The sequence below is a fragment of the Actinomyces sp. 565 genome, from assembly GCF_010365615.1.
Classification (GTDB): Bacteria; Actinomycetota; Actinomycetes; order Actinomycetales; family Actinomycetaceae; genus Actinomyces.
The window spans coordinates 1-13,156 of sequence record NZ_PIZD01000061.1; the positions used below are offsets into that span (position 1 = coordinate 1).

Below are 13,156 nucleotides of genomic sequence, written 5' to 3' on the forward strand. Positions count from 1 at the left end.
CCCAGAATCTCACGACTTCTGACACTCCCAGATGTCATGAGATCCAACAGTCCCAGAAGTCATGAGACATCACAGTACTTTTCGGTGACGCTACGTACCCCTACCGTACGAACCGTCACCACCAGGTACGAATCGTCGACCAGAACGTACGAACCGTCGCGAGAACGTACGAACCGTCAACCACAGGCACGCGAACCGCGACCAGAACGTACGAATCGTCGGCTAGGCCAGAGTGCCCACCGCCGCTTAGTCCCTCGACCTCAGGGTCGACATCCTCACCGTCACCCGCGCCTGCGGCTCTCATATCGGTCGCCCGAGCATGTGCATACCCGAGCGCGCCTTAGCTGAGTGAGGATTGTCGGCAGTCGGCACGGTATGTGCCGACCCAGTATGTGCCGGCCCGTCGTGAGGTGCCCCCCGTGGGGCTCGAACCCACGACCTTCGGATTAAAAGTCCGCAGCTCTGACCAACTGAGCTAGAGGGGCGCGCCTTCGGCCGGGAGCAGAGCCCATACGCCGTCGGCGTCGCCAGCATAGCGGATGACGGCCTAAGCGCACCCGGGCCCGTCTGGGTCGCCCGCTGCTGCCTCCCGGTGCGCCCGCTGCGCCTGGCGGGCGCCACCTAGGAGTTCCAGGCTCACACTGCACACCGCTGCTCCTTGCGCAACAATGGGACAGGCGCTGCGGCGCCCGCCGACTGCGCTGCCAAGTCCGGCACCACTAACGCATACAGTCTGCGCGTCCTGCCGCCACCCGGGAACCGCCCGGAACTCATCCGGATTCGCTAGGAGGTCCTATGGCCCGCCAGTTCCATCGCCCCGCCCGGCTCGACCCCGAGGCCGCCGAGAACATCGAGGGCGGCACGGACACCGCCGTCGCCTCTGAGCTTGCTCACCGTGCCGCGCAGGCCCTGATCGGCGGCTTCCCGGAAGACGCCCCGGAAACAGACGCCTCCGTGGAGCGGATCACTCGCAGCGGCGTTGTCACGGCCGTCGCCTCCCACGGAGTGGACGCGGTCGCCGAGCTCTGGGCGGACTCGCCCGCCACCACCCTGCCGGGCACGCTCTGGCGTCTGTTCCTCGTGCGGGAGTGGATTCGGCGCGACCCGGAGCTGGTCGAACGGCGTTACGTCACCGTCGTGGACCTGGCTGCCATCGCAAACGAGCCCGAGGCGGCCGCCGCACGGCTCCGGCTCGACGCGGCCCTGGAAGACGCCCGGCGCGTTCCCTCCGCGGAGCAGGTGCGAGCCGCGATCGACGCCGTACTCGCAGGTCGCGCCGAAGACTCCGTACCCGGGCTGGTCCCCGTGCTGTCCGGAACCGCCGACTTCTTGCGGGCGCTTGCCGCAGGCAGCGATTCCACCTGGATCGACGACGACGCCGACGAGCTCGCCCACCCGGTTACTCGCCGGGACTCGGCCCTGCTCGCCACCGCTGAAGAACTGACGGAGGCGGCGCGGCGCGCCGGCGTCGGCCTCCTGGACTGACTTGGCGCGTGGCGCCGGTCGGATGAGCCGCAGCCGGGCTCCGGGGCCCGCGCGCGGTGGGCGCGGGCCAGCCACGGTGCGCGACAGGATCGGGTCCTCCCCGGGGCCCGCGCGCGGTGGGCGCGGGCCAGCGCCCCAGCGCCAGGGGTCGGTGTCCCATGGTTCATTGGCGCGGTTCACTGCCCGATCCGAGGCGGGACGTGGGACGATTCACCTATGACGACGCCAGACCCCGATGCGACCCCCTCCACGACCTCAGCGCCTCTGGCCTCCTTCCTCGGCGGATGGGCCCGCGCGCAGGCGCGGCACGCCGCCGCACCGGGGCCTGCGTCGATGCTTTCAGGAGAGGGCAGCGCCCCGACGAGTCCCTCGGCCGCATCCGCCGACGGCTCCGGCGCCGGGCTCAGCGACCAGGAGATCATTGAGGACCACGTCATCGAGTCCGCCGATCCGCGCGACTTCGCCGACGATGCCGGGCCCCAGTACGAGGACGAGGACTTCGACGAGCAGGTTTCCGACGTCGGGGATGCGCGCTCCGCGTCGGGTGGCGTCGCGCAGGTCTCACCCCCCGGCGCCAACGACCAGACGGGTTTCCTGGACTCCGACGACGCCGAGGGCGAGCCCGGCCCGGAGCCGACCGCCGTCGCCCCACTCGCCGCGGACGGCGATTCCGGCTCTCCCGGCGTTGCGTCGGCCGACTCAGCGGCGGGCACAGAGGCCGACCCGGAGTCAGAGCTGCCACCCCTGGATTCGTTCACCGATCGCTTCGCCGACCGGGAACTGACGTGGCTGGACTTCAACCAGCGGGTACTGGAACAGGCCGAGGACCAGGAGCTGCAACTGCTGGAGCGCGCCTGGTTCGCGGCGATCTTCTCCTCCAACCTTGACGAGTTCTACATGGTGCGGGTGGCCGGGCTGATGCGCCGCATCAAGGCCGGCATCACGCCGGTGCGTGCCTCCGGCCTGGATGCCCACCAAGTGGTTGCGGCCATCACCGAGCGTGCTAAGGAGCTCACGGCCCGGCAGGCGGCCCTTTTCCAGGAGGACATCCGCCCCAAGCTCGCGGAGCACAACATTGAGATCCTCGACTGGGACCAGCTGAGCCCGGAGCAGGCGGAGAAGATAACCCGCTACTTCCGCCACCAGATCTTCCCGGTGCTTACGCCACTGGCGGTGGATCCCTCCCACCCCTTCCCCTACATCTCCGGCCTGTCGCTGAACCTGGCGGTGCTGCTGCGCAACCCGCGCTCCGGCAAGGAGCACTTCGCCCGCGTCAAGGTGCCGCAGTCGCTGCCCCGCCTGATCACCGTGCCCGGGCGGGAGCTCGACCCCAAGAACAAGCAGGCGGGCACGGCCTTCATACCCATCGAGATTGTCATCGCCCAGCACCTGGATCACCTCTTCCCGGGGATGGACATCCTTGAGCACCACCTGTTCCGGGTGACCCGCAACGAGAACCTCGAGGTGGAGGAGGACGACGCCGAGAACCTCCTGAAGGCCATGGAGAAGGAGCTCGAGCGCCGCCGCTTCGGTGCGAGCGTGCGCCTGGAGGTGGAGGACACCATCAGTCCCTTCGTGCGCCGCTACCTGGTGCGTGCCCTGAACCTGCATGATGACGACGTCTTCGAGCTGCCGGCGCCGCTGGACCTGACCAGCCTCAACCAGCTGCACGACCTGGATATCCCAGAGCTGAAGTATCCGCGCTTCGTGCCGGTCACAGCGGCCGGCCTGGCCCCCCAGGAGTCCAGCACTCCCGGGGATATCTTCGCCGCCATGCGCGAGCACGACGTGCTGCTGCACCACCCTTACGACTCCTTCTCCACCTCAGTGCAGGAGTTCATCTCCCAGGCGGCAGCCGACCCCAAGGTTCTGGCGATCAAGCAGACCCTGTACCGCACCAGTGGGGACTCTCCGATCGTCGACGCCCTGATTGAGGCCGCCGAGGCTGGCAAGCAGGTGGTGGCGATCGTGGAGATCAAGGCCCGTTTTGACGAGGAGAACAACATCTCCTGGGCCCGCAAGCTTGAGCGCGCCGGGGTGCACGTCGTCTATGGCATGGTGGGGCTCAAGACCCACTGCAAGCTGCTGCTGGTGGTGCGCCAGGAGTCCGACGGGCTGCGCCGCTACTGCCACGTCGGTACCGGGAACTACCACCCCAAGACCGCTCGCGGGTACGAGGACCTGGGCCTGCTTACCTGCGACCGGGATGTTGCCCAGGACCTGACCACGCTGTTCAACCAGCTGTCCGGCTACGCCCCCCGCGCCCGCTTCCGCCGCCTGCTGGTGGCTCCCCGTACCGTGCGCGACGGGCTTATTGAGCGCATTGACCGGGAGATCGCCAACAAGCGGGCCGGCAAGCCCGCCTGGATCCGCATCAAGGTCAACTCAATCATTGATGAGGCCTGCATTGACGCCCTGTACCGGGCCAGCCGTGCCGGAGTCGCCGTCGACATCGTGGTGCGCGGCATCTGCGGCCTGCGGGCCGGCGTGCCCGGGCTGAGTGACAACATCCGGGTTCGCTCGATCCTGGGCCGCTACCTGGAGCACTCCCGCATCTACGCCTTCTGCAATGACGGTGACACTGACCTGTTCATCGGCTCGGCGGACCTGATGCACCGTAACCTCGACCGGCGGGTGGAGGCGCTCGTGCGGATCACCGATCCCGTCATGATCGGTCAGCTGGAATGGTTGGTCACCCACGCGGCCAGCGACGACGTCTCCTCCTGGTGGCTGGAGCCGGACGGCACCTGGACTCGCCATACCCATGACGCCGAGGGCAACCGGCTCGAGGACATCCAGACGACGCTGATGACCTGGGCGCGCTCGCGGCTGCGGGGCGCCCACTGACGGGCGGGACGGCTGAGATGGCAGACAAGTCCAACGGGAAGATGACTGTCCGTGCTGCGGGTGCGCTCGTCTGGCGCGAGGAGAACGGGCATCTGGAGGTACTGCTGGTGCACCGCCCCAGCTACAACGACTGGTCCTTTCCCAAGGGCAAGGTGGAGCCGGGGGAGTCGGTGCGCACCTGCGCGGTGCGTGAGGTCGCGGAAGAGACTGGTCTTCAGGCTGCCCTGGGGCAGCCGCTGGACACGGTCCGCTACCGGCTGCCCGACGGCTCCCGCAAGGAGGTCCGGTACTGGGCTGCCCGCGAGCTTGCGGATGACTCCCCAGCGCTGCGCGCGCGTACGCCGGTGACACCAGCCGACGCGGCGGAGATCGACGGCGTCGAGTGGGTCCGCTCGAAGAAGGCCCGCGCACTGCTCACCCATTCGGCCGACCGAGATCTACTGGGCTCCCTGGTGGACCTGTGGGAGGACGGCAAGCTGGATACGTGGACCTTTGTGCTGGTGCGGCATGCTCGTGCCGTCAAGCGTTCGGTGTGGAATCGCCCCAAGGAGCGGGACGCCGAGGCCGATGAGGCCACTCGTCCGCTGACTAAGGATCAGGGTGAGGTGCGTGCACGTGCGCTTGTGCCGGTGCTTGCCGCGTACGGTGTCGCCCAGGTGATCACCAGCCCATGGCGGCGCTGCTATGACACGGTCGCGCCGTACGCGCAGGCGGCGGGTGCTGACCTGGCTGCCGAGCCTGCGCTGACGGAGGCTGCGCATGCCCTCAAGCCGAAGGCGGCGCGCAAGGTGGTCTCCAAGGTACTGCGGCGTCGCGATGTTCCGGTCGCTGTGTGTACCCACCGCCCGGTGCTGCCCACGGTCATGGAGGCCATTTCCGACTATGCCCCCGGCAAGCTCCTAAGGTCGGTCCCGGATCAGGATCCGTGGCTCAAGACCGGGGAGATTATGGTGGTGCACATGGCGCGTAGGCCGCGTGGCAAGATTCGCGCCGTCGCGATTGAGAAGCAGCGTCCGATGTTGTCTGAGGGCCGCTGACGCCCCTGTCGCATCGGTGCCGGTGGAGAAACAGGCGCCGATGACCTTGAAGGACGTCGGGCCGGAGAGCGCCAGTCGGCGCGATGGCCGCTCGTGGCGGCTTGTGTTGGAGCCCGGGGCCCGTCGCGGCCCGACGCCTCGATAAGGGTAATACATGCGCCTGGCTGAGCGCCGCACGTACGCCCGCCGCGGATTCCAGGCACTCTTCGTGCTTGAGGGTGTGGCGGCTCGGGTCGGGTGCTACGCCGGTTAGTGCTCTACCACGCCGGTTAGGTGCTTGTTGAAGGGCTGCGGAGCCGATGCAGCCTCAGACGCCTCACGAGCGAGCTCGCGGGCGTCCTCGTCGTCGGGGTATTCGGCCCGGCGGCCTCTTACTCCCTCCTCTGCGAAGGTCTCATGAGCAAGCTCATGAGACCTTCTTATCGTCGGGGTGGCGGGATTTGAACCCACGACCTCTTCGTCCCGAACGAAGCGCGCTACCAAACTGCGCCACACCCCGTGTGCGGGAAAACTATATCCGTCGTTCCGCCGGTGTGGGAAATCGTGTGCCTGAGGGGTCGGTCACCTGTTGTACTTAACGGGCGTGGAAGTGCACGTCTCGCGGCTCTCCTCGCAGCGGGTTCAGGCCGCCGGGCGCAGCGTGAGCAGGGTCGCCTCCGGGCGGCAAGCCACACGTACCGGGGTGTACGGGCTCGTGCCCAGTCCGGCGGAAACATGCAGGAACATGCGGTCACCGCCGCTGGCTCCGGGGCGCGCTCCCGGCCAGGGGGACAGGCCCGACGCACGGCCCCGGTCGAGGTCGCAGTTCGTCACCAGGGCCCCGTACCAGGGCAGGCACAACTGGCCGCCGTGCGTGTGACCGGCGAAGGTAAGCCCGACCCCGTCGGCCGTCATCGCGTCCAGCACGCGCCGGTAAGGCGCATGCGCCAGCCCCAGCCGCAGTGGCCGACCGGCGAAGTCGCGTACAGCGGCGGCGTCGGGTGCCGGTGCAGGGGCGGGGAAGGCGTCCCGGTTCACGTGCGGATCGTCGACCCCCACCGCTTCAATACGACGCGCGCCTACAGTGATCGTGCCGCGCGCATTAGTCAGGTCGGCCCAGCCGCCCGCCGCCTGCAGGTCGCGCACTTCCTGCCAGGGGAGCCCCTCAATGGCGGCCTCCTGTGCAGGATCATCCCCAGCGCGCGGGTCCCGGCGCAGGTAGCGGGTGGGCAGCTTGAACACCGTGGTGCGGTAGTCGTGATCGCCCATGACGAAGGCCCCGGGCAGGTGCAGGAAGGGCTCCAAGGCGCGCCCCAGTGGCTCCAGCCCGCTGGCGAAGGAGAGGTTGTCGCCGGTGTTGACGACGACGTCGGGGTGGGTGTCCGCCAGGCTCCGCACCCAGTCGACGCGCGCCTCAGTGCGGTCGGTCAGGTGCAGGTCTGCCAGGTGCAGGATCCTGAGCGGCTGCTCGCCTGCTGCCAGTACGGGCACGTCCACGCGGCGCAGCACCGGCATGCGCGCCTCGATCAGGGCATATCCGAGCAGGCCGACGCCTGCAGTCAGACCGCCTAGCAGGGCGGTGCGGGCAGCGCGCATATGTCAGTCAGTCCTCGTCGTCGGACTCGTCGTCCGAGTTGTCCCGCGAGTCGTCTCCGCCGTTCTGGTGCTGACTCTGCTGGCCGCTGCCCGAGGTCTGCCGTGTCTGCGCGGAATCATCGGAGCTGCCGCTGGATGCGCTCGGTGCGCCGGAGCCGAGGCTCACCTGGTTGAAGCCCTCAACCGGCTCGCTGGCCAGGGCCGCCTCCATGTACATCTTGAACATGGGCGCGGGCAGGTCGGCGCCGTACATGGTGGCGTAGTAGCGCCCGCCGATGTACTGGTGGTTCATCGCGTAGTAGCGGTCGGAGTGCCCGGCCCAGATAGCGGTTGCCAGCTGCGGGGTGTAGCCGATGAACCAGGCGTTGTCCATTTCGTCGGTGGTGCCGGTCTTCCCGGCCGTGGGGCGCCCGCTCAGCGCTGCGGCCGTGCCGGTGCCCTTGCTGGCCAGCACTGACTGAAGGGTGATCGTCACCTGGTCCGCAGCGGTGGCGGATATGACCTGCTTGCAGCCGGCCGACGGCGTGCTCATCTCGTTGCCGTCGGCGTCGGTGATGGAGTCGATGGCGATGGGCGTGCAGTACACGCCGTGGGCGGCGAAGGTCGCGTAGGCGTTGGCCATGGCCAGCGGGGTGGCCTCAGTGCCACCGAGCACCACCGACGGGTAGGGGTCCACCGGGTCCCCGTTGGCCTTGGTCACGCCCATATCGGCCGCCAGCTGGGTTACGGAGCACACATCCATCTGCACCAGCATTTCCGCGTAGCCGACGTTGATGGACAGGGCCGTGTTGTCCACCACTGAGTGGCGGCCGTTCTCGCCCGGGTTGGCGTTCTTCGGCGTCCAGGGCTCGGGGTGTAGGTCAGGGTCGCAGGAGATGTTCCACTCGTAGGAGCCGAAGGTACGCGGCGTGGTGTTGGTGACTGCGTACCCGGAGCGCCCCTCCTGGTACCACTGGGCCAGGGCGAAGGTCTTGAAGGCAGATCCCGGCTGGAAGCCGTTGGACTCCATGCCGCCATGCAGGTAGTCCGCCGAGTAGGAGATCTGGGTGGCGGTGGGGTCGGAGCCGGTGGCGTCGCCGTAGTTGGTGTTCTGGGACATGGCCAGGATCCGGCCGGTGCCGGGCTCGATCGATACCAGTGCCGTCTTGACGTCCGACGGGTCACCGGTGGGCACGTAGGCCTGCACCGCGGCGTCCGCGGCCTCCTGCTTGGCGGTGTCCAGCGTGGTGGTGATCTCCAGCCCGCCGCGCAGCAGCAGCTGGCGCCGCTCGGTCTCGGTGGCGCCGAAGATGTCGGAGTTCTCGATCTCGCCCACCACGTACTCGCAGAAGTAGGCGGCCGAGCCGGCGGCCCCGCAGCCGCCCACCGAGTCGGTAACCTTCAGCAGGTCCGCGACCTGGGTGTCCAGCCCGGCCTGGTACTCCTCGGCTGTGATGAATTCCTCCTCGTACATCTTCTCCAGCACCCAGTCCATCCGGCTCTTCGCCTTGTCCGGGTACTGGACGGGGTCGTACATGCCGGGGGCGTTGGTCAGGCCTGCCAGCAGCGCGGCCTCGGGGATCGACAAGTCCTTGGCCGAGTGGGAGAAGTAGTGCCGTGCGGAAGCCTCCACGCCGTAGGTGGAGGGGCCGAATGAGGCGATGTTTAGGTAGCCCTCGAGGATCTGCTGCTTGGAGTACTTCTGCTCGACGGTGAGGGCGTACTTGATCTCGCGGAGCTTGCGGGCCACGGTCGGTGCCTTGGCGGCTGCGATCGCGGCGTCGTCGTCACTCTGCAGGCCCGCCTCAATGAGGATGTTGCGGACGTACTGCTGGGTGAGGGTAGAGGCGCCCTGGGAGCCGCCGCTGGCATTGGAGACGACGGCGCGGACGATGCCCGCAGGGTCGACGCCCTTGTGCTGGTAGAAGCGCTGGTCCTCCACGGCCACGATGGCGTTGCTCATATTCGGGGAGATGTCATCCAGGGAGACGACGATGCGGTTCTCAGCGTAGAACTGCGTGATCTGGCTGCCGTCGGAGGCCTTGATCACCGAGACCTGGCTGGGCTCGAGGATGTTGAAGTCATCGGGGAGCTCATCGAACATCTGGGCCGAGGCCTTGGTGATCGCGGAGGCAACCCCGACCGCCGGCATGGCGAAGCCCGCGGCGAGCACACCGCCCGCGCCAGACAGGAGCAGGAACACCAGCAGCATCGCCACGACCTGGGCGGGGGAGGACAGCGACCTGCCGCGGGAGGATGACTTCGACATGTGCCCACACTACGGCCAAATGGCCTCTCATTGCAGTGGGCCACGACGCTATCTGGCTGGAAAACGTCTTAGAAGCGAAGGCGAGCACCGCGGCTTCGGCCTGCCGCAGGGCTGAGCCGCTTCGGGGTGATGGGCGTCGGATGACGCTCGGGGCGGGGGGCGCAGCGCCGGTGGTGCCCGGGGAGGGAGACCGATTTGGCAAATGACCATCGGTTGGCATACCGTCTAGGTGTGATGCGGCTGACATTGTAGTCGGCTGTGGAGGCAGGGAGTGAAAAATGACGAGCGACCAGACCTGGGCGGCACGCGCGGCATGTGCAAGTGTTCCACCTGACCGGCTCTTCGGAAAAGGGGCCGAGCAGCGCGACGCCCGTTCGCTGTGCTTCACCTGCCCGGTGCGCATGGAGTGCCTGGCGGAGGCGCTGGACTCCGAGCTCAGCTTCGGCGTGTGGGGCGGGCTGACCGAGCGTGAGCGCCGCGCGCTACTGCGGCGGTTCCCCGAGGTCACCGACTGGAGTGAATGGCTGCGCCGCGAGGATGACGAGCTCGTTGCGGAGATCCACGCGCGGCGGGCGCCCCGCATCCTGGCGCGCGTGCGCTGAGCCGGCGGCTCCGGTGCAGCCTTATACGGGCTGATACGGGCTTTTACGGGGTCGATACGGGCTTATACGGGCTTTTACGGGGTCGGTGGCCCGGGACCTGCAGATTGTGTGTGCGCAGGCTCTGCTGCGTGAACCCGCCGTCGCCGGCGCCCGCCGGGGGTACGTCCGCTAGGCTCGGGGCATGACCGAAGCGAATAGCAGTGCCCCGGGCGTCACCCGGTGGGAGTACGCAACTATCCCCCTGCTCGTCCACTCCACCAAGCAGATTCTTGACCAGTGGGGTGCCGACGGCTGGGAGCTCGTGCAGGTAGTTCCCGGCCCATCCGGTTCGGAGAACCTGGTCGCATACCTCAAGCGGCCGCTGGCCTGAGCGCCCCGTGCGGGGCGCCATTGCGACGGCGCCGCCCGGTTGTACGGGAGGCTTGGCCCGCTGGGATCACGGCTCGTATCCGAGCGCTGTGTCCGTAACCGCCTCCGGCAGCCCATCGTTGGTGGTTCTTGCCGCAATCCGCGCAGCCTGAACGCCGAAACCAGCACTTCACCAGTGCTGGTTTCGGCGTTCTACTCGCGTAGGTCGCCCGCAGGTGGGAGAGGGTGTCAGCGGGCGCGGCGGCGCAGGCGGTCGACGTCGAGCAGCGTGACGGCGCGGCCCTCCAGGCGGATCCAACCGCGCGAGACGAACTCGGCCAGCGACTTGTTGACTGTCTCGCGGGAGGCGCCGACCAGTTGGGCGAGCTCCTCCTGAGTGAGGTCGTGCGGAACGTGTACGCCGTCCTCCGTGGATGAGCCGAAGCGGTCCGCGAGATCCAGGAGGGCCTTGGCGACGCGGCCGGGCACGTCGGAGAAGACCAGGTCTGCCAGTGCCGTGTTGGTGCGACGCAGCCGCTGTGCCAGCGCGCGCAGCATGTCCTTGGCCAGCGTGGGGTGCGTCTCGATGAAGCTCATCAGCTGGGTGTGCTCCAGCGCCAGCAGATCGGTTGGGGCGACTGCGGTGGCCGTGGTGGAACGCGGGCCCGGATCGAAGAGCGTCAGCTCACCGACTACCTCGCCGGGGCCGAGTACCGCCAGCAGGTTCTCGCGTCCGTCGGCGGATGCATGACCGAGCTTGATCTTGCCGGACAGGAGGATGTACAGGCGATCGCCCGGGTCGCCCTCGTTGAAGAGGATCTCGCCGCGGCGCAGGGTGGTCTGCGTCATCATGTTGCGCAGCTCTTCTCGCTCCTGAGGAGTCATGCCCTCGAAGAGCGGAATTCTGGAGATGATGCTGTCTTCCACGAAGGTCCTCCTGTGGTGTCGTCTGGCGGGCCCGGGGACGAACGGGGCCTCATGCCTCATATCCTAGCCACGGCTTGTGACCTGTGGCACGCCGACGTGCATTGTAGTCTCACTGTGTGCCAGGTCAAACTGTTCAGCAGCCGGGGACGCCGGAAGCCGGTACCTCCGGCACCGATATTTCCCAGGCCCCTGCGCAAGCCCATGCGGCGCTTGCCCAGCGGGCCGCCGCCGTCGACGACGTGCTCACCCGCCTGTACCCAGACGCCGGCTGCACCCTGGACCACGACAGCCCTTTCCAGCTGCTGGTGGCCACGGTCCTGTCCGCGCAGACCACCGACGCCCGCGTCAACACCATCACCCCGGCGTTGTTCTCCCGCTACCCGGACGCTGCCGCGCTGGCCGGTGCCGACCGGGCGGACTTGGAGATGCGCCTGCGTCCGCTGGGAATGCAGCGCACGCGTGCGTCCCGCCTGATCGCGCTGGGCGGCGACCTGGTGGCGGAGCACCACGGGGAGGTGCCGGCCGACCGGGAGGCGCTGGTGGCGCTGCCCGGCGTGGGGCGCAAGACCGCCAATGTGGTGCTGGGCAATGCGTTTGGTATACCTGCGATCACCGTCGATACGCATGTCGGCCGGCTGTCACGCCGCCTGGGGTGGACGACGGCAAGCGACCCGGTAGCTGTTGAGCGCGACCTCTCCGCCCTGTGGGAGCCGTCCCGCTGGACTGATGGTTGTCACCGCCTGATCATGCACGGGAGGACGGTCTGCCGCGCCCGCGCCCCCCGCTGCGAGGCATGCGCCGTGAACGCCGTCGGGCTGTGCCCCCGGGTCGGCGTATGAATGAGGGGCGGCGCGGCCTGCGGAGGGCCAGGCGTGGCTTGTCCGGGGCCTGCGGCGTCGGGTCCACTCGCCGGGGCGGCGCCGTCAATTGGGTGAGGAAGGGCAGCAGTACGTCCACCAGCGCCTCGGGTGCCTCTTCCTGCGGGAAGTGCCCCACGCCATGGATCGTCACCTGCTGCAGCGCGCCGGCCACGTGGTGGGTGTCGCGTGCGTGCGCCCTGGCGGGCTGAACCGGGTCGAACTCTCCCTGTACCGATAGCACCGGGACCGTCGTCGGTCGATTCAGTGCCGCTGCCTCGGCGCGCGTGAGGGTGGATCGGCGCGTGCTCTCAAGGGCCGACCGCGCCGCGCCGGGGCGCGCCAGTAGGGCTGCGTAATACTCGGCGGCCTCGGTGACCAACGGGCGCGTGGCGGGGGCCGACCAAGAGCCCAGCAGGCGTTCCACGCCGACCGTCGTCCGCAGTCTGCGCTCCGGCAGGAGTGGGGCCTTGAGGAACAGGTGCTGCACGGTCGAGCCCATGACGGAGCGCATGGGTAGCGACCGCACGGCCGCTGGGTGCGGGGCCCCGATCGGAATCAGACCCACAGTGAGCTCCGGCTCCAGATTCGCCAGGGTCCAGCCCACCTGGCCGCCGAGTCCTGTGCCCACGACGACGGCGTGGTCATGCCCCAGCGCCCGCACCACGGCGGCTACGTCCTGGGCGAGGGTGACCAGGTCGTAGCCCGACGGCGGGCGGTCGGAGCCGCCGAATCCCCTTAGGTCAAGTGCGGCTACGCGGTGACCGGCGTCTGCGAGGGGCGGGATAACGTGACGCCAGGTCCACCAGCACTCGGGGAAGCCATGCAGTAGCAGAACCAGTGGTCCGGCGGGTGCGGAGGAAGCGACGGTGGATGCCGGTGGGCTCGCTGGGGGAACGGTTTCAAGCGGTATCTCCGGGCCCGCTAAAACAACGTGGAAGCGGGTGCCGCCGGCGGTGATATGGCGGTGCACCCAGGGCCCGGGGCGAGTCACAGTGGCTTGCACAACGGCAGCCTACTGGTTACGCGGGAGTATGCGCGCGGCCTGTCGAGCTGTCGGCTGCGTCGGTGTGCAACCGCGGCCGGCCTTGGTTATGTGGTGTGCTGGGAGTGGTGGCCGGCTTTGGTCGGGTGGTGGCCGGTGTGCGCGTCTGGGTGGGTTGGCGTGCTGGGAGTGGTGGTTGTGGCGAGCCGGGAGTGGCGGCTGTGGCGAGCCGGGAGTGGCGGCTG

The 13,156-nt window shown here is 68.5% G+C and carries 10 protein-coding genes and 2 tRNA genes; 6 read left to right on the forward strand and 6 right to left on the reverse strand.

Going from position 1 to position 13,156, the window contains the following annotated elements:
- Positions 1-411 precede the first annotated feature (411 nt).
- Positions 412-485 (reverse strand) — tRNA-Lys (locus GZ997_RS09795).
- Positions 486-795: 310 nt separating this feature from the next.
- Here GZ997_RS09795 and GZ997_RS09800 point away from each other — a divergent pair.
- The 3 genes from GZ997_RS09800 (at position 796) to GZ997_RS09810 (ending at position 5,369) form a co-directional block, all read left to right on the forward strand.
- The gene (locus GZ997_RS09800; protein WP_162679753.1) at positions 796-1,485 is read left to right on the forward strand and encodes a hypothetical protein; all 690 of its coding nucleotides are present in this window, start codon (positions 796-798) and stop codon (positions 1,483-1,485) included.
- 216 nt (positions 1,486-1,701) lie between these two features.
- On the forward strand, positions 1,702-4,332 hold the full coding sequence (locus GZ997_RS09805) for an RNA degradosome polyphosphate kinase (protein WP_162679754.1): 2,631 nt from the start codon (positions 1,702-1,704) through the stop codon (positions 4,330-4,332).
- A 17-nt stretch (positions 4,333-4,349) separates the two neighbouring features.
- Entirely contained in the window at positions 4,350-5,369 is a 1,020-nt protein-coding gene (locus GZ997_RS09810; RefSeq protein ID WP_162679755.1) for an NUDIX hydrolase, read from the forward strand.
- Between the two features lie 425 nt (positions 5,370-5,794).
- On the opposite strand, the gene GZ997_RS09815 is transcribed toward GZ997_RS09810, so the two are convergent.
- The 3 genes from GZ997_RS09815 to GZ997_RS09825 form a co-directional block, all read right to left on the reverse strand.
- Positions 5,795-5,868, reverse strand: a tRNA-Pro gene (locus tag GZ997_RS09815).
- A gap of 122 nt (positions 5,869-5,990) precedes the next feature.
- Complete coding sequence (locus tag GZ997_RS09820) at positions 5,991-6,944, reverse strand: metallophosphoesterase (RefSeq protein ID WP_162679756.1); 954 nt, start codon at positions 6,942-6,944, stop codon at positions 5,991-5,993.
- 7 nt (positions 6,945-6,951) lie between these two features.
- The gene (locus GZ997_RS09825) at positions 6,952-9,192 is read right to left on the reverse strand and encodes a transglycosylase domain-containing protein (protein WP_162679757.1); all 2,241 of its coding nucleotides are present in this window, start codon (positions 9,190-9,192) and stop codon (positions 6,952-6,954) included.
- A 278-nt stretch (positions 9,193-9,470) separates the two neighbouring features.
- On the opposite strand from GZ997_RS09825, the gene GZ997_RS09830 reads away from it, so the two are divergent.
- The gene (locus GZ997_RS09830; protein WP_092534064.1) at positions 9,471-9,794 is read left to right on the forward strand and encodes a WhiB family transcriptional regulator; all 324 of its coding nucleotides are present in this window, start codon (positions 9,471-9,473) and stop codon (positions 9,792-9,794) included.
- Positions 9,795-9,975: 181 nt separating this feature from the next.
- The gene (locus GZ997_RS09835) at positions 9,976-10,164 is read left to right on the forward strand and encodes a DUF4177 domain-containing protein (RefSeq protein WP_162679758.1); all 189 of its coding nucleotides are present in this window, start codon (positions 9,976-9,978) and stop codon (positions 10,162-10,164) included.
- A gap of 227 nt (positions 10,165-10,391) precedes the next feature.
- Here GZ997_RS09835 and GZ997_RS09840 read toward each other — a convergent pair whose 3' ends face one another.
- Entirely contained in the window at positions 10,392-11,069 is a 678-nt protein-coding gene (locus GZ997_RS09840; protein WP_092534071.1) for a Crp/Fnr family transcriptional regulator, read from the reverse strand.
- Between the two features lie 176 nt (positions 11,070-11,245).
- Between GZ997_RS09840 and nth the strand changes: the two genes are divergently transcribed.
- A complete protein-coding gene (gene nth / locus GZ997_RS09845; protein ID WP_308807142.1) occupies positions 11,246-11,908 on the forward strand; it encodes an endonuclease III in 663 nt (220 codons plus the stop codon).
- Here nth and GZ997_RS09850 read toward each other — a convergent pair.
- A complete protein-coding gene (locus GZ997_RS09850; protein ID WP_162679760.1) occupies positions 11,814-12,932 on the reverse strand; it encodes an alpha/beta hydrolase in 1,119 nt (372 codons plus the stop codon). The genes nth and GZ997_RS09850 overlap by 95 nt on opposite strands.
- Positions 12,933-13,156: the final 224 nt, after the last annotated feature.